This window comes from Enterococcus sp. DIV0240d (assembly GCF_051711245.1).
GTDB lineage: Bacteria > Bacillota > Bacilli > Lactobacillales > Enterococcaceae > Enterococcus_D > Enterococcus_D casseliflavus.
Window position 1 is genome coordinate 391,440 of record NZ_JBIOMG010000001.1, and the last position, 19,451, is coordinate 410,890.

A 19,451-nucleotide genomic window follows, 5' to 3' on the forward strand; every position below is an offset into this window, starting at 1 on the left:
TAGGAGGAACTACACATGAGAATCAATACAAACGTTTCAGCATTGAATACTTACTCACGCCTAACGGCAGCAAATGCTTCTAAAAGCAATTCTTTGTCTAAATTATCTTCAGGCTTACGCATCAACAAAGCTGGGGACGACGCAGCTGGCTTAGCAATTTCTGAAAAAATGAAAGGCCAAATCGGCGGTTTGTCACAAGCAAAAAGCAACGCACAAGATGGTATTTCATTGATCCAAACAGCAGAAGGTGCATTAAATGAAACCCACAGCATCTTAGGCCGTATGCGTGATCTTGCGGTACAAAGTTCAAATGGTACGTTAAGTGATGACGACCGCAGTGCGATCAACAAAGAATACACTGCATTGTCTGATGAAATCGACCGTATCAGCAATACCACTGAATTCAATACAAAAAGCTTGTTAACTGGTGAAGGCGATGATGCGAAATCATTCACTTTCCAAATCGGTGCCAATGCAAACCAAACAATGAGCGTTTCAATCAACAACATGAGCTCATCTGCCTTGAAAGTAAAAGGCTTAGATTTAACACAAGCCATTGACACAAGCGATGCCAAAGCTGTTGCTGCAGCAAAAGATAAAGCAGTAGCGACTGCCTTCAAAGCAGATGCTACAACAAAATATGCAGCGGACGGCACAGTTGATGCGGCAGCTGGTAAAACAGTTGCTGAATTACAAACAGCCATCGATACAGCAGCGGATGATACAGCAAAAGCAACAGCTCAAAAAACATACGATGATGCTTTAGCAACATTTACCGCTTCTGATGAAGGCAAAGCAGCAGCGGCAACTGTCAGCGTTGAAAACAACCCAATCACGAAAATCGATGAAGCGATCAAAGCAGTTTCTGCACAACGTGCGGATCTTGGTGCGGCGCAAAACCGTCTAGAACACACAATCAACAACTTAGGTACAACGCAAGAAAACCTATCTGAAGCAAACTCACGTATCCGTGACGTTGATATGGCCCAAGAAATGATGAGCTTTACGAAGAGCAACATCCTTTCTCAAGCAGCAACTTCAATGTTGGCACAAGCAAACTCAATGCCTAACAGCGTATTGAGCTTGTTACAAGGATAATTTTTGATCAAGTGAACCACTGACACAAGGACTGCCTAGGGGAAGCGCAGTTCTTGTGTTTTACATAGCAGCACAAAAACGCTTAGAAATGAGGAAGCTCTGATGGATATTCAGCCAATGTCAGGAATACACCCGATCGAAGCCGTTGCGTCGGTCGCTAAAGCACGTCCGATCGAATCCCTAGATCAAGAGACCGCCAACCTTCAGCCGCAACACCAAGAGGGGAAACTGGCGGAGAAAAAGGAACAGACAGCGGCAACTGAACCGCCGATCCACTATTTTTCAGTAGCCGATCAGCACAAGATCGCAGCCTCCGTGGAGGAAGTGAATCAGCGACTACTTGGCAAAGATATGAAATTGGCTTATGAAGTACATGAGCGCACAGGGCGTACCATGGTGCGTTTAGTGGATATGCAGACCAACGAAGTGATCAAAGAGATCCCGCCCGCCAACATGCTAGACGTGATTGGGAAAATATGGGATGACATGGGCATCGCGGTCGATCGAAAGGGATGAAAACATGGCAAGTGTAACCAGCAGTTAAGGAATCAGTACAACGCTAGGGAGTTATTCTGGCGTGACTTCAGAGGATATTGAAAAATTATTGGCGGCAGATGCGATCAACAAGACCCGCGCTGAGAATAAAATCACGTCGCTAAAAGCACAAAAAACGGCGTGGAGTGATATCAGCACTCGCTTGACTAACTTTTTGTCAAAAGTCGATGCATTACAAAAAGATGATGCTTATCAAACGAAAAAAGCGACGACCACCAATAGCAGCATCGCTTCAATTGCAGGAACAACGGAAGCTCCAGAAGGCACCTATGATCTAAAAGTCAACCAACTAGCAACAGCCACGAAGGTGACCGGGAGTCAAGTAGCTCAAAGCAGCAAAGCGGCCCTAAATGTCAGTGGTCAGCTGTCATTGACCAGTTCGGAAGTCGATGAAGATGGCAAACCGATCACCGCTTCGATCGAGATCACGGCCGAAGACAGCTTAAAAGATGTGGCAGCCAAGATCAATAGCCAAAGCAAGACGACCTTCGTCGCGGCGAGCATCGTGGATAACCGTTTGATTTTAACGAACACCAAAATGGGCGACAAAAATTTCTTGATCGACGGCAATGCTGCCGAAGGGTTAGGGATCGGTTCAACTGCGACAACGACGCAAGGCCAACCGGCTATTTTTGAGCTAGACGGCATGAAGATCACTCGCGACAGCAACAGTGTGACGGATGTTATCGATGGTGTCACGCTGACGTTAGCGAAAAAAAGCGAGGAGCATGTGACGCTTTCTTTAGCCAATGATACCTCGAAAGTCGTTGATGCAGTGCAAGGATTAGTGGATCAATACAATGGCTTGATGAGTTTTATCGGCGACAATTTGACCGTGGGAGATCCTAGTAGTGAAAACAACAAGACGGGGACCTTGGTGGGAGACAGTGCGTTGACCCGTCTACAGACCCAATTGCGAAATTTGATCACCATTCCAGCCGTCAGCGGCTCAAAGCTGACCGCCAATAAGCTAGGCATCTCCACCGTTGATAATGATGGTACATTGGGACAGGATACGACAAAGTTAAAAGAAGCCTTAGCGGAAGATCCCGCTGCTGTGAAGTCTTTCTTTTATGCAAGTACGAAAACCAAAGAAGCCGATGGCACTGCGAGCACGAAAGAGACTGGCTATACACTAGCCCTAAAAGAATTAGCCAACAGCTATGTCGTCAATACTTCAGCCAATAAAGGGATCATTGCCACCAAATCTGCGACCTATGACAGTACCATCAAGGATTTAAACAAGCAGATCACACGGTTTGATGATATTTTGGCAATGAAAAAAGAGCGTTACATCACAATGTTTACCAAGTTAGACTCCGTGATGATGGAGGCTGAAAATCAGCTGAGCTACCTAAGCAATCAGTTTGCCAATACGTCAAACTAGGCTAGATAGCCGATTAAAGCAGTCATTTTTTCATTCGCATAAGAAACCCTCGTCAACATGAAAGGAAACAACCTATGGAGCCACACGTATCATTAGATGAACGTTTGAATCAGATTTTAACTGGTTTTGCCCAATGGCGCGGCGACAGCGAAGAAGCCAGTCGTTTGATGGCAGCCAATGCAGCGGTCATAGCAGCCATGCAAGCAGAAGCACAGAGCCATAGTCCACAAACCAGTGCATTGGCGCAACAAGTGATCCAAGCGTATCAAGCGTTCTTAGACCAGGTCAAAGCCCAGCAGCAAGAGATCAAACAAGAATTGGGGCGTTTGAACCGCAAAAACAATCTTGTCAAAACGTATTTGCAGCAAGAAGACAGTGCCGCCTTCGTCGAATTTGATTTATAGTGAGGAAAAAAAGATGAATTATCAAAAAATGCAAAACAACTATTTGCAGAACCAAGTAATGAGTGCCTCCCCCAACAAACTGATTGAAATGCTGTTGCAAGCAGCGATCAAAAATATCAAATTAGCAGTGATCGCATTGGAAAAAGAAGATTTGAGCCAAGCTCATCAGCAATTTGTCAAGGCGCAGAATATTTTATTGGAATTACGGGTCTCTTTAGACCGTGAGCAAGGCGGCGCTATCGCTGAAGATCTCGATCAGCTGTATGGCTATATGTACGATCAGCTAGTCAGTGCCAATGTCCAAAAAGAGGCAGCCCCTGCAGAAACGGTCGTCCCGCTTTTAAGCGAACTACTGGAAAGCTGGCAAACGATCACCCAATAAATTTGAGAAAAAGCAAAGAAACGACCACCTAAAACCTAGAAAAGTTTAGTAATTGGTTAAATTTTTACCATGTATCCCTTTTCACTAAGCTTTCTTTTTCCCCTCCTCGTCCCTATCTGGTACTCTTTTTATGAGCGTACCGAAAAGGTGCAAGGAGGTTTTTTTTTGAAACAAAAAATAGTACAAAAGCCGCTTTTCTGGCAAGTGGTGATTCTGATTGCAATGAGTGGTGTTTTTTTATTACCGCAGATCCTAGGCCAAGGCATGATTTTGGGCTCTGATGTGGTCTTTCACTTCAATCGTTTTTATGAGACCAGCCAGCAGATCAAAGAGGGCAATTTTCAATATTTTCTTTCTATCTACGGGTTTCAGCAATCTGCTCGTATCGTCAATGCATTATACGGGCCCTTTTTTGCCTATTTCCAAGGATTGCTGGTCTTGCTGAGTCCTTCGTGGTTTTCTTACCAACTGCTCGCCAATGGGCTGCTCTATCTGCTAGCAGGGTTTTCGATGTTTGGCTTATTAAAGAAACTACGAGTCAATGGCTGGCTGTCAGTGGGGATGAGCATCCTGTTTATGGCGACCTATTCTGTCCAGTATTGGATTGAGCGGCAGGGCTTTTCTGCTTGGGGAGCGGCCGTGTTACCGCTGTGTCTGATTCCACTGATCGCACTAGGGGAACATAAACGGTTGCGGCCTTTTGCGGTAGGGGTTTCCGTGGCGGTCTTATTTCAAATCCATGTGTTTTCAAGCATCTTGTTAGTGCTCTTATATGTGCCCTTTTTCTTACGCGCCTTTTTTGTTGGAACTTCCGGCGAAGAAAAACGACAATTGGAGCTGCGCTTAGCAGGAGCGATCGGGATCTTCTTACTGTTAACCGCCAATATTTGGTTAGGGATGTTGGATCTCTATACGAGTAACACGTTGATCGCGCCTTTTGTGAATCGCAACATGCAGAACAATACCATTACTGGAACCAGCAGCTATTGGTGGACGACTCCGTACCTGCTGCCCATCTTATGTGCTTTGTTCTTTTGCGGTGCGATCCGTGTATGGCCGCGTCTATCTGGCGGCTTCAAATTAATGACGGCAGCTGCAGCAGTCTTTTTCGTTTTATCATCGAACGCTGTTCCTTGGCAATGGCTAGGCAGTCTGGACAATGGTGTGATCAATTTACTGCAATTTCCTTTTCGGTTCTTTGTTCCTGCCACGATTTTGATCTTAGTCGGTTTGTGCCTGCTAGTTCCTTATTATCGGGGCAAGCCATTGGCAAATCCGCGTTGGTTCGTCCTCGTTTTAGTCTTGAGTGTTGGTCAAATCCTGATCCAAAACACGGTCAAAATGCAGGATTGGCACTCTGATGAAGCGGCGGTTTCACTGCGAAACCACACCTATCTGTCGGCGGAATCTGAAGCGCAATTGAAGGAAGCCTATTTTAGTAACGACAAGTCCTTAGCCTTAGCGCTGTATCAACGTTCTACGCCAGATTATCTGCCCCTCTATCAAGAGACCAAGAAGAACAAATACAATTTGTACGGGGAAGAAATCATTGAAAAGAATGATACCGTGGCAAAAACCGTAGAAAACGGGAAGCTTACTTTACGTTGGCAAGGTGATAAAGAGACGTGGAAGGCGTTACCGATCATCAATTACCGATATACTGAATTGACCCTCAATCAGCAGCCGCTAACTGAAAAAGATGTCTCTTTGAGTGCCATTGGTGCCGTTTCTGTCCAACAGCAAGCAGGGGAGAATGTCTTAGTCGTTGATTACGACGCGCCTTGGTTTTTCGACGGAGCTTTATGGCTGACGATCATTTCTTGGCTCGCTTTACTCATCGGCTTTATCAGCTGGAAAACCAGACAGCTGTACCGTCGTCGTAAGGTCGTACAAGCTTTATTGAAAGAATCTGAATAAAATGAATCAGAAAAGAACTTCAGCGAGAGGGCTGAAGTTCTTTTTTTGCTGATCAACAACAGTGTACCTGTTGCTTTTCGTCAGAAACAATAATCGTTGCGCACGCAACGATTATTCCTTATAATAGATTAGACACTTTGAAGAACTAAGAAAGGCAGGAGTGCTCATGGAAGCCATTATCCGCTCAATCAATCATATTGCCCGTCTCGCCACCCTTTATCGGGAAAAAGAACTGAAAAAATTTGGTTTAGGCGGGATGCATCATACCTATATCTTAAACATTTGCCGCCAACCGGGGATCAGTCAAGAAGCCTTAGCCAAGAAGATTTTTGTGAATAAAAGCAATGTTGCCCGTCAACTAGCAATCCTAGAAGAACGAGGATTTGTCACTAGAACCAGCAGTCCCACCGACAAACGACAATTACTGGTTTATCCAACCGAAAAAGCACTCGCCGTCCAACCAGCAATCCAACAGCTGCTTCAAAGCTGGAATGAACAAGTCGTAGCAGGTTTTTCTGCTGCCCAACAGCAGCAGTTGATCGCCGATCTGGAAATCGTCAAAGAAAATTCCCAGCGGCTTTTAGCGAAAGATGAGGCGATGGAATGAATCTTTTGACTCAATATTTAAAACCCTATATCGGCCGCATCTCCCTTGGCGTCAGTATCAAATTCTTCGGCTCCCTGATGGACTTGCTATTGCCTTGGATTTTGGCGTATATCATCGATTCTGTGATTCCCACGAAGCAGGTATCTGCGATTTTTGCTTGGGGTGGGGCGATGGTGGTCTGCTCCATCATCGCAGTCGTCACCAATATCATCGCCAATCGGATGGCCTCCAGTGTTGCTCGCGATACCACCGGCAGTATACGCCATGATTTATTTGAAAAAGTTTCCTATCTGTCGATTCCGCAAGTCGAAGAAGTCGGGATCCCTTCCTTGGTGTCTCGCTTGACGACAGACACTTACAACATCCATCAAACGGTAGGCATGATCCAACGGATGGGGATTCGTGCCCCGATTCTGTTATTAGGGGGGATCATGATCACTGCCACATTAGATCCCGTGTTGACGCTGGTCTTAGTAGGCGTCTTGCCCTTCACTTTAGTGGCGGCAGTCACGATCTCGAAACGGGGGATCCCCTTGTTTGCTTCATTACAAAAGCAAGTGGATGTGTTGGTGCGAACTGTCCGTGAAAATGTGACTGGGGCTCGGGTGATCAAGGCCTTGTCCAAAGCAGATTACGAGAAAAAGCGCTTTGACCACGTCAACCAAGACGTAGTAGCTGCGGAAACTACCGCTAATCGAACGATGGCTGCGACACCACCCCTGATGGACCTATTTTTGAATATCGGACTGACGCTAGTGATCGTCGTCAGTGCCTTTCGCGTCAATCAAGGATTGACCCAACCAGGCGTCATCATCGCCTTTTTGACTTATTTTACGATCATTTTGAATGCCATGCTCAGTATCACGCGCATCTTTGTGATCGTGTCGAAGGGGCTGGCTTCTGCCGATCGAATCCAATCCGTCTTGCGCCTGCCGCAAAATATGCAAGTCATTGAGGCGCCTGTCAAAGAAGAGTCTGCGCATATCGTTTTTGAAAAAGTTTCCTTCACCTATCCTAACGGTACCCAGGTGCTGAAAGACATCGATTTTTCCTTGCAGCCGGGAGAAACCTTAGGGATCATCGGTGCGACTGGTAGTGGAAAATCAACGATCGTCAAACTACTGCTGCGTCTCTATGACCCAACGAAGGGCATGATTCGCATCGCTGGTCGCGACATTCGCTCCATCGATCCGACGGAGCTGCATCAGTTATTCGGTGTCGTCTTACAAAAAGACGTGCTTTTTGCGGAAACGATCGAAGAAAATATCGCTTTTGGTCGGCGGTTTTCCAAAGAACAGATCGAAGAAGCGGCGGCTCGCGCCCAAGCCAAGGAGTTTATCAATCAACTACCCAAGCGCTTAGCTCATCCATTGCATGCCAAAGGCAGCAATTTAAGCGGGGGTCAAAAGCAGCGGGTCTTGTTATCGCGGGCCTTGGCGGGGGATCCAGAGATTTTGATTTTGGATGATTCTGCCAGTGCGCTGGATTATCGGACCGACGCTCAGTTGCGCAAGGTCCTGAGACAGCAGTTTCAACAGACGACGACGGTCTTGATCGCGCAGCGGATCAGCTCGATCCAGCATGCCGACAAAATTTTGGTGCTGGAAAACGGGCAAATGAACGGCTTTGGCAGTCACCAAGAATTACTAGCAGAAAATGCGATCTACCAAGCCATTTATCAAGGTCAGACAGGAGGTGCCGACGATGCCGAAGAAAAAAACGGAAAAACCGCAGGATAGTAAGAAAACACTACGGCGTTTGTGGGGCTATCTCTACGAGTACAAAGGTCTCCTGCTGGCAGCCGCTGTATTGATGATGGCCAGCAACATCTTCGCCTTGGTGGGCCCGTTGCTTTCAGGATACGCCATTGATGCCATTCAACCGGGTCCCGGCAAGGTCATTTTTGACCGAGTCTTCTTTTATTGTGGGCTGATGCTGCTGTTTTATCTTGCGTCTTCCCTTCTTAGTTATCTGATTTCGCTCATGATGATCCGCTTGAGTCAGCGGGTGGTAGCAGCGATGCGCAAGGCGATTTTTGATAAAATCACCGAACTGCCAGTGGGGTATTTTGACCGAGTCGCCACTGGGGATATCATCAGTCGCATCAGTTATGATGTCGATACCATCAATACGTCATTGGCCAGCGATGCCATTCAAGTCCTCAGCAGTCTTGTGACGATCATTGGTTCGTTTGTGATGATGGTTTTGATTTCGCCGCTGCTGGTGCTGATTTTTGTCGTAACGGTTCCCGCTTCGATCTTTTTGACCCGCTTTTTGATGAGCAAATTTCAACCATTGTTTCGCCGTCGTTCCCGCAAATTAGGCGAATTGAACGGCTTTGTGGAAGAGATTATTTCTGGTCAGCAAACGATCAAGCTGTATAACCAAGAAGAAGCGATCATCAGCCGTTTTGACGAAAAAAACCAAGAAGCGGTGGATGCCTATTACAATGCCGAGTACTACGGCAGTATGACTGGTCCTTCCATCAACTTTATCAACAATCTGTCGTTGTCCTTGATCAGTATGTTTGGCGCCTTGCTGTTTTTGTTCGGTCATCTGACATTAGGGAATGTTTCTTCCTTTGTTCTTTACTCCAGAAAATTTTCAGGACCAATCAATGAGTTAGCCAACATCTTCAGTGATTTGCAATCGGCATTGGCGGCGGCAGAACGGATCTTCCGTTTGCTGGATGAAGAACCTGAAGTTTCTGATGTTCCTGGAGCCTACGAATACCACGAGGTGTCTGGTGATGTCGCCTTTGACCATGTGACCTTCGGCTATCAAGCACAGCAGCCCATCATCAAAGACCTTTCGCTACAAGTACCAGCTGGCAGCTTGGTCGCGATCGTCGGACCGACCGGAGCGGGGAAAACCACCATCGTGAACCTCTTGATGCGGTTTTATGACCCTGACCAAGGAGCGATTCGGTTAGACGGTAAAAATATCCGCCAAGCGACACGCCGCAGCTTACGGCAAAGCTATGCGATGGTGCTGCAAGATACCTGGTTGTTCACGGGAACGGTTTTCGACAATTTGGCCTACGGCAAGGCGAATGCGACGTTGGCAGAAGTCCAAGCTGCTGCACAAGCCGCCCATATCCATGACTTTATTATGAGCCTGCCAAAAGGCTATGATACTTTGATCTCTGAAGACGGAACCGGTATCTCACAAGGGCAAAAACAGCTGTTGACGATTGCACGAGCAATGCTGTTGGATGCCGATCTGTTGATTCTTGATGAAGCCACATCGAATGTCGACACGCAAACAGAGCTGCTGATCCAAGCAGCGATGACCAAATTGATGAAAGGCAAAACTTCCTTTGTGATCGCTCATCGCTTGTCCACGATTCGACATGCCGATACGATCCTCGTGGTGGAACAGGGGAATATCGTAGAGCAAGGGACCCACGAAGAGTTATTAGCCAAAGAGAGGCGTTACGCCGCACTCTATCAGGCACAATTTGATGCATGATCCATAGCTAGTCCACATCCTTGCAAGGAGAACGCCACTGCTTGCAAGGATATTTTTTGCGTGCCATCGGCTTTCTTGGCATAGGTACAAAATCTTCTTATGACAAATCAGGCAATTATCGGTATACTTAAGAAAGGGGTATCATCAAACAGAAAGAAGGGAAACAATTGGATCATAAACAACTAAAAGAATTCCCCAACGATTTCTTATGGGGTTCAGCATCAGCAGCCTATCAAGTAGAAGGCGCATGGCAAGAAGACGGCAAAGGCGCTTCGGTTTGGGACGATTTTGTCCGCATTCCAGGAAAAACCTTTAAAGCAACTAACGGAGATGTCGCAGTCGACCATTACCACCGCTTCAAAGAAGATGTTGCCTTGATGAAAGAACAAGGATTGAAAACCTACCGTTTTTCCATTGCTTGGACACGGATTTTTCCAGAAGGACGAGGAGAAGTCAATCAAGCAGGGTTAGACTTTTATTTAGCATTGATCGATGAACTGATAAAAGCAGGGATCGAACCGATGGTGACCTTGTACCATTGGGATCTGCCACGAGCCTTGCAAGAAGAATACGGTGGCTGGGAATCTCGCAAAATCATTGAAGATTTCACCAACTATGCGGCCGTATTGTTTGAAGCCTTTCGCGGCAAAGTCCACTATTGGGTCAGCTTGAATGAACAAAATATCTTTACTTCTTTAGGTTATCTTTTAGCTGCCCATCCACCAGGAGTGACCGATCCTAAACGGATGTATGAAGTCAATCATATCGCTAACTTGGCGAATGCTTCGGTGATCAACAAGTTCCATGAGATGAAAATCCCAGGGAAAATCGGACCAAGTTTCGCCTACTCACCAAACTACCCAATCAACAGCGACCCGAAAAATATTTTGGCAGCTGAAAACGCGGAAGACTTGATGGCGCATTATTGGTTAGACGTCTATCTATGGGGCGAATACCCGATTGCTGCAATGAATTACTTGAAAGAGCAAGGGATCGCACCAACGATCGAACCAGGAGATATGGACTTGCTGCGTTCAGCAAAACCAGATTTCTTAGGGATCAACTATTACCAAACAGCAACAAATGCCTACAATCCATTAGATGGTGTCGGAGCGGGGAAAATGAACACCACTGGGAAAAAAGGCAGCTCCGAAGAAACCGGGACACCAGGAATGTTCAAAAAAGCCGAAAATCCATTTGTGGAACGGACGAATTGGGATTGGGAGATCGATCCTCAAGGGCTGCGGATCGCTTTACGACGAATCACTAGCCGTTATCGGGTGCCTGTGATCATTACCGAAAACGGACTTGGTGAATACGACAAACTAACCGACGATCATCAAATCCATGACCAATACCGCATCGATTATTTAGCAGGGCATGTCCATGCCATCAAAGAAGCGATCAGCGACGGCGCGGAAGTTCTTGGCTATTGCACCTGGTCCTTCACTGATTTGCTAAGCTGGTTGAACGGCTACCAAAAACGCTATGGTTTTGTCTATGTTGACCAAGATGAAACGCAAGAAGGATCTTTGGCACGCTACAAGAAAGACAGCTTCTACTGGTACCAAGAGCTGATCAAAACCAACGGGCAAGAGTGCTAGCCTCCTAAAACCAATACCTGAATAAGCGAAACGACCCCTGCAACGGCAGTGATCGTTTCTTAGAAAAAGTACGTTCCACCTGTAGCGACTGCCCAAAGGTAGACCAAAAGTCTCGCGTTTTGGGCCGCTTCAAAGGAGAACGTCCTTTTTTTGAGTATTATCGTTGACAAGTGTAAACGATAATTGTAAAGTAGAAGAAGATTACAACTGTAAACATAAAAGGTTAATGGGTTTGCATAGCAAGCAAGGAGGAAGGAAACAATGATCGAAAAGAATTATGGGGTAAAAGGGATGACCTGTGCGTCTTGTTCCCAGACCGTCGAAAAAACAGTCAGCAAGCTGACGGGGGTCGACCAAGCAGCTGTCAATTTGGCTTCTGAAAAATTACATATTCGTTATGATGAGCAGCAGCTCACCGAAGAAACACTCGCTGCGGCCATCAAAGCAGCGGGCTATCAACTGATAGGCTCCCAAAGACAAGAGACCTTTGCCATCTCGGGCATGACCTGTGCGTCTTGTGCCCAAACAGTAGAAAAAGCCGTTCAAAAATTAGCGGGTGTGGAGCAAGCCTCCGTCAATCTGGCAACAGAAAAACTGACGGTCAGCTATCAACAAGATCAAGTGACCGCCGCGAAGATCGCAGCTGCCGTGAAAGAGGCGGGCTATGATGCACAGCTGCCGACCGCTTCTGCCGACAAGGCGGATTCAAAACAGGCAGAGATTCGTGCTTTATGGCAACGGTTTTGGCTTTCAGCGCTCTTTACGATCCCCTTGTTCTATTTGACGATGGGGGGAATGATCGGTTTGCCGATCCCTGGCTTTTTAGATCCGATGGCCTATCCAGTCAATTTCGTTACCACTCAATTGCTTTTGGTCTTACCGGTGATGGTCCTCGGTCGCGCCTTTTACATTGCTGGTTTCAAAGCGCTTTGGAAAGGCCATCCCAACATGGATTCCCTCGTCGCATTGGGAACCAGTGCTGCCTTCTTTTATAGTATTTATGGGACCGTGATGGTCTACCTGGGCACGACCCACTATGCGATGCACTTGTACTATGAAACGGCCGCCGTTATTTTGGCATTAGTTACCTTAGGAAAATACCTTGAGTCGGTCTCGAAGGGCAAAACCTCCGAAGCAATCAAGAAGTTGTTGGATCTCGCACCGAAAAAAGCCCGCGTGCTTCGCGGCAGCGGGCATCAAGCCGAAGAAGTCGAAGTGGGTATTGAAGAAGTCGCAGCCGGCGATATCTTAGTCGTACGACCTGGTGAAAAGATTCCTGTGGATGGGATCGTTACCCAAGGACGCTCTGCCATCGATGAATCAATGATCACCGGAGAAAGCTTACCTATCGAAAAACAAGTCGGTGATCGGGTGATCGGCGCTAGTATCAACAAAAATGGCTCGTTTCAATACGAAGCCACCAATGTGGGAGAAGATTCAACGTTAGCGCAAATCATTCAGTTAGTAGAAAATGCCCAAGGCTCCAAAGCGCCGATTGCCCGCATGGCAGATAAAGTTTCGGGTGTGTTTGTCCCGATCGTCATGGTCTTGGCGGTTTTTGCAGGACTTGCCTGGTTTTTCTTAGGACAAGAAACCTGGATCTTCTCATTGACCATTACGATCTCTGTATTAGTGATTGCCTGTCCGTGTGCTTTAGGATTAGCGACACCGACCGCCATCATGGTGGGTGCGGGCAAAGGGGCAGAAAATGGCGTCTTGATCAAAAGCGGCGATGCGTTAGAAACAGCTAGAAACGTGACGACGATCGTCTTTGATAAAACCGGCACGATCACAGAAGGCAAACCAGTCGTAACAGATCTCCTGCCTACTGGCAATCACACGCCGACGGAATTGTTGCAGCTGGCGGCTTCTGTTGAAAAAGGCTCAGAACATCCATTAGGCGAAGCCATTGTGATCGAAGCCCGCACGCAAGCCCTCGCCCTACAAGAAGTTGACGGGTTTGAAGCGATCCCAGGGCATGGGATTCAAGGAATGATCGCTGGCAGTCCAGTCCTATTAGGCAACCAGAAATGGTTGGAAAAACAAAACGTTGCCATCGATGGCCTGATCGAGCAAGCCCAACAATTGGCTCAAGAAGGGAAAACACCGATGTATGTTGCCAAAGACGGCGAAGCGATCGGGATCATCGCTGTGGCAGATACTATCAAAGAAAGCAGTCGAAAAGCCATTGACCGATTGCATCAAATGGGCTTGTACGTAGCAATGATCACGGGCGACAATGCCCGAACGGCCCAAGCCATCGCCAAACAAGTCGGTATCGATGAAGTGATCAGTGACGTCTTGCCAGAAGATAAAGCCGCCAAAGTAGCTGGCCTGCAAGCCAAAGGCCAAAAGGTTGCGATGGTAGGTGACGGGATCAATGATGCGCCCGCGTTAGCCCAAGCCGATGTAGGGATCGCGATCGGCTCCGGTACCGATGTCGCCATCGAATCGGCAGACATCGTACTGATGCGCAGCGATCTGATGGACGTCCCATCAGCGATCGAGTTAAGTCGGGCAACCATCAAAAACATCAAAGAAAATCTTTTCTGGGCCTTTGCTTATAACGTCTTAGGCATCCCTGTCGCAATGGGTGTGCTGCATCTTTTCGGTGGTCCCTTGCTCAATCCAATGATCGCTGGGGCGGCTATGAGCTTCAGCTCGGTATCCGTTTTATTAAATGCCTTGCGGCTGAAACGATTCCAACCCTCAGCGAAAAAGTAAACGAAGCAACGAATGCACCAACAAAAAGACCTGCCCACGGTTTCTGATGGAAGAAAATCGTGGGTAGGTCTTTTTAGTGCTGGACATCTAAATAAGAGTAGGCCCGCACGTCATAACGGTTGCGACTACGGGAAAATTCGATGGGTGAGCCATTTTTCTGATAGACGATCTGTTCGATCTCTAAGACCGGATCATCGGCTTTACAGTCCAAATACTGTTGATCGTACGCGGTACTTTTATCAGCGGCGAGGGTGCGGTAGGCGCCAGCAAACTGGACCCCTAGTTCCTCTTTGACATAACGGTAGATAGAACTTTCTAAATGGCCACGAGTTAAATTGGGCACCAAATGGACGGGCATATAGGTATATTCTAAAATAAACGGCTGGTCTTCAAGAATCCGCAAGCGGACAATACTATAGATCGGCTGTTCTTCCGTTAACATCAACTTTTCTTGGATCGTTTGGTCAGGAAATTCGACTTGAAAATCGATGACTTGACTGACTAGCTTGCGGCCAGCTTTGCCCATTTCCGTTGACAAGCCTTCATAGACCGTTAAAGCAGTGGTGTCTTTTTTTAAGAATGGGTGGTTCAATATTTTTGTTCCAGCGCCCCGCTGAGAATAAACCAGTCCTTCCATGGCTAAAATACCGATGGCTTTTTTGACGGTCATCCGGCTGACTCCGAATTCCTCGACTAAATCAGTTTGGTTCGGCAGTAAGCTGTCAGGCGGATACGTTTTGTTTTTGATACGTGTGCGTAAAATATTGGCAATTTCTTGGTATTTTGGCATCTGATCACCTCGCAAGAAGTATAGCTGAAAAAAGCGGTTTCGACAATCAAACCTTGGTTTTTTTATAAAAAGAACGGCTGACTGAAAAAATTCAGCCAGCCGTTGCGCTTAATCGATCGATGGTTCTGCTTGACGATCTAAAACACGTAAGAATGGATACCAGATCAAGCCGACGATCACCACGTCAATGACTTGCAGCAAACCACCTAACCAAGAGTTGGTTGCTAAGACACCACTGAAGACCACTGGAACGGTCCAAGGAACAGAAACACCAGTTGGTGCAGGAACAAGTCCAGCCGCCATCACTAAGTAGTTGAAGGTCGTTACCACAAGAGGTGCCACGACCCAAGGAATCAGGATCGTCGCATTCAAGACGATCGGCATACCGAAGATGGCTGGTTCGTTAACGTTAAAGATCCCTGGTGCTAAAGCCAAACGACCCACATCGCGGTATTGTTTTTTCTTCAATACGAAAGCCATCAAGATAACAACGGCTAACGTCATACCAGAACCGCCTAATCCAACAGTAAAGGTTTCCATAAATGGTTTTGTGACGATATGCGGCAGTGCATCCCCATTTTGATACGCTTCTAAGTTGTCTAACATCAATGTATTCCAAATCGGGTCCATCACAGAGTTGACGATGATTTGACCATGTAGACCGAAGAACCAAAGGAATTGAACAAAGAACAAAGCCAATAGAGTTGCTGGCAAGCTGCTGCCTAGTCCAGTCAATGGTTTTTGGATCAATTCATAAACCAGGTCATGCAAGTTGGCATTGAAGACACCCGTCATGATGGCATTGATCACTAAGAATACCGTTAAGGTGATAATTGCTGGAATCAAAGCGGCAAAAGATTTAGAAACTGCTGGTGGTACCCCATCAGGCATTTTGATCTGCCAGCCGCGTTTTGTGATGCGGCAATAGATTTCAGCTGCCAAAAATGCTGCGATCATCCCGATAAACATCCCTTTTGCGCCAAGACGATCAAGAGACAGCACACCGGAGATCGTTTCGCCAGATTCAGTGGTCATAAAGAAAGGAGTCAAGATCAAAAAGCTGGCAAACGAAACGGCACCACCAAAAATCCCTTCCACATCATATGATTTTGATAAATAATAGCCAATACCGAAAGTAACGAAAACAGTCATGATACTCATTGTTGCATTTTGCCCATTGCCAAACAGTGTTCCTAATGTTCCTTTAGTGGCATCACTGAAGAAGGGCAGGTTGTTTAAAACGACCACGATCGATCCAAACATAGTGATTGGGAACGAAAGCATAAACGCGTCCCGCAAGACGGTCAGGTAGCGATTTTGTCCTAAGGCATTCGCCAAGGGCAAAATCTTTTCAGATAACTTGTCCATAAAACCATTCATTATTAGTTCACTCCTTAAATTTCTTTTTGCAATCGATTACATTGATAATGTATCATGTTTTATTTTAAATGTCTATACATTTATTTTAAAAAAGATTGATTTTTGTAACTGCTTCCTTTATGATTAGGGCAGCAAAGAAAAAATGAGGAGTGAATGAAGATGGATTATCAATTTCCAGCAGGCTTTTGGTGGGGGTCAGCCGCTAGTGGCCCACAAACAGAAGGTGTATTTGAAGGCGATGGCAAAGGGGCAAGCATCTGGGATTACTGGTATCAGCAAGAACCAGAGAAATTTTTCAATGGGGTAGGTCCTGAAAAAACCTCGCAAGTCTATACACGCTATCAAGAAGATATTCAACTAATGAAAGAAACCGGCCATACGACGTTTCGGACGTCGATCCAATGGAGTCGTCTCTTCCCGCAAGGCAAAGGAGAAGTCAATCAAAAAGCCGTTGATTTTTACAATGCCTACATTGATGAGTTGATCGCCAACGGGATCGAACCTTTCATGAATTTATACCACTTCGATATGCCGATGGCGCTGCAAGAAAAAGGCGGCTGGTTGAACCGAGAGACCGTGGATGCCTATGTCGCGTTTGCGCAAACCTGCTTTACATTATTTGGTGATCGTGTCAAGAAATGGTTCACTCATAATGAACCGATCGTCCCTGTTGAAGGCGGCTATCTTTACCAATTCCATTATCCGAATGAGATCAACATGAAACATGCAGTCCAAGTTGGGTTCCACGAAACGTTGGCGAGTGCTAAAGCCATCAAAGTCTATCATGAGATGAACCTTGATGGGGAGATCGGCATCATCTTGAACTTGACGCCAAGCTATCCAAGAGATGAGAACGATCCAGAGGATGTCAAAGCAGCGCAAATCGCAGATGCCTTCTTTAATCGCTCTTTCTTAGACCCTGCGGTCAAAGGCACGTTCCCAGAAGAATTAGTGACCATCGTCAAGGAATTGGATATGGTACCAGCGATGGAAGCTGATGATTTACAAACAATTCGCGAAAATACGATCGACTTGTTGGGGATCAATTATTACCAACCTCGTCGTATCATGAAGAAAGAATCACCAATCGATGAAGCGAAAAGTCCAATGCCTGATGATTACTTTGATAACTATGATATGCCGAACAAGAAAATGAACCCGTATCGTGGATGGGAAATCTATGAAAAAGGGATCTATGATATTTTGACGAACACGCGAGAAAATTATGGCAATATCAAGTGCTACATTTCTGAAAATGGCATGGGTGTCGAAGGAGAAGAACGTTTCGTCAATGCTGATGGCGTGATCGAAGATGATTACCGCATCGAATTTGTCTCTGACCACTTGAAGTACGTCCACCAAGCGATCCAAGAAGGAACCAATTGTGTCGGCTACCATATGTGGACTTGCATGGACAACTGGTCATGGACCAATGCTTACAAGAACCGTTACGGATTTATCTCCGTTGACTTAGCAAATGATGCTAAACGAACGGTGAAAAAATCAGGTCGTTGGTTTAAAGAAGTTTCAGATAATAACGGCTTTTAATAACAATGAAAAAAGCAATGCTGTAGGAATCAGCATTGCTTTTTTTGTGTAAAATCGCGGATTTTTTTTGGCTAATTTCAAAGGGGGGATTCTATTAAAAAACCACCTGTTTTTGCAAATGATAAGCTGGGTTAAATAAAAGCACAGTTCTGATAAAGAAAAGACTAGACATGGAAACGTTCTCGTGGTATTCTTTAGTAGAAATCGGTTTCATTATTTTGTTTAGGGTTTGAAAGGAGAAAAAACAATGGATAAATTTATTGGATTTATGGAGAAGCACTTTATTCCGATCGCTTCTAAAATAGGCTCTCAAAGACATCTAGTGGCCATTCGTGACGGATTTATCGTAACGATGCCGTTGATGATCTTAGGCTCTTTTGGGGTATTGATCAACAACTTACCAATCCCTGCCTATATTGATTTTATGAATGGCATTTTTGGTGAAGGCACATGGCAAGCCTTTGGGAACAACTTGTCAGCAGGTACTTTTTCAATACTTGGTCTGTTAATCGCTTTCACAGTAGCGTATAATTTAGCTAAAAGCTACAATCAAGACGCATTAGGTGCTGGGGCGATCTCAGTTGCAAGTTTCTTCGCATTAGGTGCAATGGCGACAGGCCCAGATGGTTTGTTAACAGCTGCCGGACTTGGTTCTCAAGGATTATTTTTAGCATTAATCGTATCGATCATTTCTACTGAGATCTTCCGTCGTCTAGCTGGCAACCCACGCTTAGTCATCAACATGCCTGATGGAGTACCACCAGCAGTTTCACGTTCATTTGCTGCATTATTCCCAGCAATGATCACCGTATCGATCTTTGCTTTGTTTACAGCAATTTTCCAAGCATTTGGTGTGACAAGTATCGTATTGTCCTTCTATGAATTGGTGCAACAACCATTCATGGGCTTGGCAAACTCTTACCCAGCTGCTTTGCTATTAGGTTTTATCTCTGCATTCTTATGGTTCTTTGGTTTACATGGTGCCAACATCATCGACCCGTTCATGCAAACGATCAATGTGCCAGCGATCGAAGCAAACGCACGAGCATTAGAAGCAGGAACAGATTTGCCTTATATCGTGAACAAACCATTCTTTGATTCTTTCGTGAACATCGGCGGAACAGGTGCGACACTAGGTCTTTTGATTGCGATCTTTTTAGTTGCTCGTCATCATAAAGCGTATATGACTGTCGCAAAACTATCTGTTGCACCAGGTGTGTTTATGATCAATGAACCAGTGATGTTTGGGTTACCAGTTGTCTTGAACCCAATCTTGTTCATCCCATATGTGTTGACCCCACTTGTTTTAGTAACGACTGCTTATTTTGCAACCGCAACTGGCTTAGTTCCTGCAAGTACCGTCATCGCACCATGGACGACGCCACCAATCATCGGCGGTATTTTGTCGACACAAAGTATTGCTGGCGGAATCTTGGCAGCTGTTAACTTGATCTTGTCAATCGTTATCTACTTGCCGTTCGTGAAAATGGCGCAAATTCAAGAAACACGCCGTTTAAAAAATGCGTAATGTCTGATCGAGTCGATTAGAAACAAGCGCCAAACGTAATAGACCTTATCCGGCCG

At 46.0% G+C, this 19,451-nt stretch carries 15 protein-coding genes; 13 read left to right on the plus strand and 2 right to left on the minus strand.

Features of this window, described 5'->3' with window-relative positions; all coding sequences use genetic code 11:
- Nucleotides 1–15 precede the first annotated feature (15 nt).
- The 11 genes from IGJ25_RS01845 (at nt 16) to IGJ25_RS01895 (ending at nt 14,149) form a co-directional block, all read left to right on the plus strand.
- Nucleotides 16–1,098: a flagellin gene (locus IGJ25_RS01845; RefSeq protein ID WP_005226642.1), complete on the plus strand. Its 1,083-nt coding sequence runs from the start codon at nt 16–18 to the stop codon at nt 1,096–1,098.
- A gap of 102 nt (nt 1,099–1,200) precedes the next feature.
- A complete protein-coding gene (locus IGJ25_RS01850; RefSeq protein ID WP_010748548.1) occupies nt 1,201–1,614 on the plus strand; it encodes a flagellar protein FlaG in 414 nt (137 codons plus the stop codon).
- Between the two features lie 31 nt (nt 1,615–1,645).
- Nucleotides 1,646–3,040 carry a flagellar filament capping protein FliD gene (gene fliD / locus IGJ25_RS01855; RefSeq protein WP_438779439.1) on the plus strand — a complete coding sequence of 465 codons (1,395 nt, stop codon included), beginning with the start codon at nt 1,646–1,648 and terminating at the stop codon, nt 3,038–3,040.
- A 74-nt stretch (nt 3,041–3,114) separates the two neighbouring features.
- Nucleotides 3,115–3,444 carry a hypothetical protein gene (locus IGJ25_RS01860; protein WP_005232745.1) on the plus strand — a complete coding sequence of 110 codons (330 nt, stop codon included), beginning with the start codon at nt 3,115–3,117 and terminating at the stop codon, nt 3,442–3,444.
- A gap of 13 nt (nt 3,445–3,457) precedes the next feature.
- A complete protein-coding gene (fliS, locus tag IGJ25_RS01865; RefSeq protein ID WP_010748550.1) occupies nt 3,458–3,826 on the plus strand; it encodes a flagellar export chaperone FliS in 369 nt (122 codons plus the stop codon).
- Between the two features lie 165 nt (nt 3,827–3,991).
- A complete protein-coding gene (locus IGJ25_RS01870; RefSeq protein ID WP_225000654.1) occupies nt 3,992–5,743 on the plus strand; it encodes a hypothetical protein in 1,752 nt (583 codons plus the stop codon).
- Nucleotides 5,744–5,909: 166 nt separating this feature from the next.
- Nucleotides 5,910–6,350 (plus strand): MarR family winged helix-turn-helix transcriptional regulator, encoded by a 441-nt coding sequence (locus IGJ25_RS01875; protein WP_010748552.1) that lies wholly within the window; start codon nt 5,910–5,912, stop codon nt 6,348–6,350.
- Nucleotides 6,347–8,089, plus strand: coding sequence for an ABC transporter ATP-binding protein (locus IGJ25_RS01880; RefSeq protein WP_005226665.1), 1,743 nt, complete (start codon nt 6,347–6,349; stop codon nt 8,087–8,089). The genes IGJ25_RS01875 and IGJ25_RS01880 overlap by 4 nt, the downstream gene beginning before the upstream one ends.
- Nucleotides 8,055–9,821: an ABC transporter ATP-binding protein gene (locus IGJ25_RS01885; protein WP_010748553.1), complete on the plus strand. Its 1,767-nt coding sequence runs from the start codon at nt 8,055–8,057 to the stop codon at nt 9,819–9,821. Before IGJ25_RS01880 ends, IGJ25_RS01885 begins: the two co-directional genes overlap by 35 nt.
- A 167-nt stretch (nt 9,822–9,988) precedes the next feature.
- Complete coding sequence (locus IGJ25_RS01890) at nt 9,989–11,425, plus strand: glycoside hydrolase family 1 protein (RefSeq protein ID WP_005226667.1); 1,437 nt, start codon at nt 9,989–9,991, stop codon at nt 11,423–11,425.
- Nucleotides 11,426–11,686: 261 nt separating this feature from the next.
- Nucleotides 11,687–14,149 carry a heavy metal translocating P-type ATPase gene (locus tag IGJ25_RS01895; RefSeq protein WP_438779080.1) on the plus strand — a complete coding sequence of 821 codons (2,463 nt, stop codon included), beginning with the start codon at nt 11,687–11,689 and terminating at the stop codon, nt 14,147–14,149.
- A gap of 73 nt (nt 14,150–14,222) precedes the next feature.
- On the opposite strand, the gene IGJ25_RS01900 is transcribed toward IGJ25_RS01895, so the two are convergent.
- Nucleotides 14,223–14,939 carry a GntR family transcriptional regulator gene (locus tag IGJ25_RS01900; protein WP_225000653.1) on the minus strand — a complete coding sequence of 239 codons (717 nt, stop codon included), beginning with the start codon at nt 14,937–14,939 and terminating at the stop codon, nt 14,223–14,225.
- A gap of 108 nt (nt 14,940–15,047) precedes the next feature.
- Nucleotides 15,048–16,319 carry a PTS cellobiose transporter subunit IIC gene (gene celB / locus IGJ25_RS01905; RefSeq protein ID WP_005226670.1) on the minus strand — a complete coding sequence of 424 codons (1,272 nt, stop codon included), beginning with the start codon at nt 16,317–16,319 and terminating at the stop codon, nt 15,048–15,050.
- 159 nt (nt 16,320–16,478) lie between these two features.
- Here celB and IGJ25_RS01910 point away from each other — a divergent pair, with 159 nt between their 5' ends.
- Both IGJ25_RS01910 and IGJ25_RS01915 read left to right on the plus strand, forming a co-directional pair.
- Nucleotides 16,479–17,867: a glycoside hydrolase family 1 protein gene (locus tag IGJ25_RS01910; protein ID WP_010748556.1), complete on the plus strand. Its 1,389-nt coding sequence runs from the start codon at nt 16,479–16,481 to the stop codon at nt 17,865–17,867.
- A 247-nt stretch (nt 17,868–18,114) separates the two neighbouring features.
- Entirely contained in the window at nt 18,115–19,395 is a 1,281-nt protein-coding gene (locus tag IGJ25_RS01915; protein ID WP_005232725.1) for a PTS sugar transporter subunit IIC, read from the plus strand.
- The last annotated feature ends 56 nt before the right edge of the window (nt 19,396–19,451 follow it).

What these genes read in the sequence shown, in the direction of transcription:
- IGJ25_RS01845 (WP_005226642.1), top strand. Translation starts at nt 16, where the DNA reads ATGAGAATCAATACAAACGTTTCAGCATTGAATACTTACTCACGCCTA.
- IGJ25_RS01850 (WP_010748548.1), top strand. Translation starts at nt 1,201, where the DNA reads ATGGATATTCAGCCAATGTCAGGAATACACCCGATCGAAGCCGTTGCG.
- IGJ25_RS01860 (WP_005232745.1), top strand. Translation starts at nt 3,115, where the DNA reads ATGGAGCCACACGTATCATTAGATGAACGTTTGAATCAGATTTTAACT.
- fliS (WP_010748550.1), top strand. Translation starts at nt 3,458, where the DNA reads ATGAATTATCAAAAAATGCAAAACAACTATTTGCAGAACCAAGTAATG.
- IGJ25_RS01875 (WP_010748552.1), top strand. Translation starts at nt 5,910, where the DNA reads ATGGAAGCCATTATCCGCTCAATCAATCATATTGCCCGTCTCGCCACC.
- IGJ25_RS01880 (WP_005226665.1), top strand. Translation starts at nt 6,347, where the DNA reads ATGAATCTTTTGACTCAATATTTAAAACCCTATATCGGCCGCATCTCC.
- IGJ25_RS01885 (WP_010748553.1), top strand. Translation starts at nt 8,055, where the DNA reads ATGCCGAAGAAAAAAACGGAAAAACCGCAGGATAGTAAGAAAACACTA.
- IGJ25_RS01895 (WP_438779080.1), top strand. Translation starts at nt 11,687, where the DNA reads ATGATCGAAAAGAATTATGGGGTAAAAGGGATGACCTGTGCGTCTTGT.
- IGJ25_RS01900 (WP_225000653.1), bottom strand. Translation starts at nt 14,939, where the DNA reads ATGCCAAAATACCAAGAAATTGCCAATATTTTACGCACACGTATCAAA.
- celB (WP_005226670.1), bottom strand. Translation starts at nt 16,319, where the DNA reads ATGAATGGTTTTATGGACAAGTTATCTGAAAAGATTTTGCCCTTGGCG.
- IGJ25_RS01910 (WP_010748556.1), top strand. Translation starts at nt 16,479, where the DNA reads ATGGATTATCAATTTCCAGCAGGCTTTTGGTGGGGGTCAGCCGCTAGT.
- IGJ25_RS01915 (WP_005232725.1), top strand. Translation starts at nt 18,115, where the DNA reads ATGGATAAATTTATTGGATTTATGGAGAAGCACTTTATTCCGATCGCT.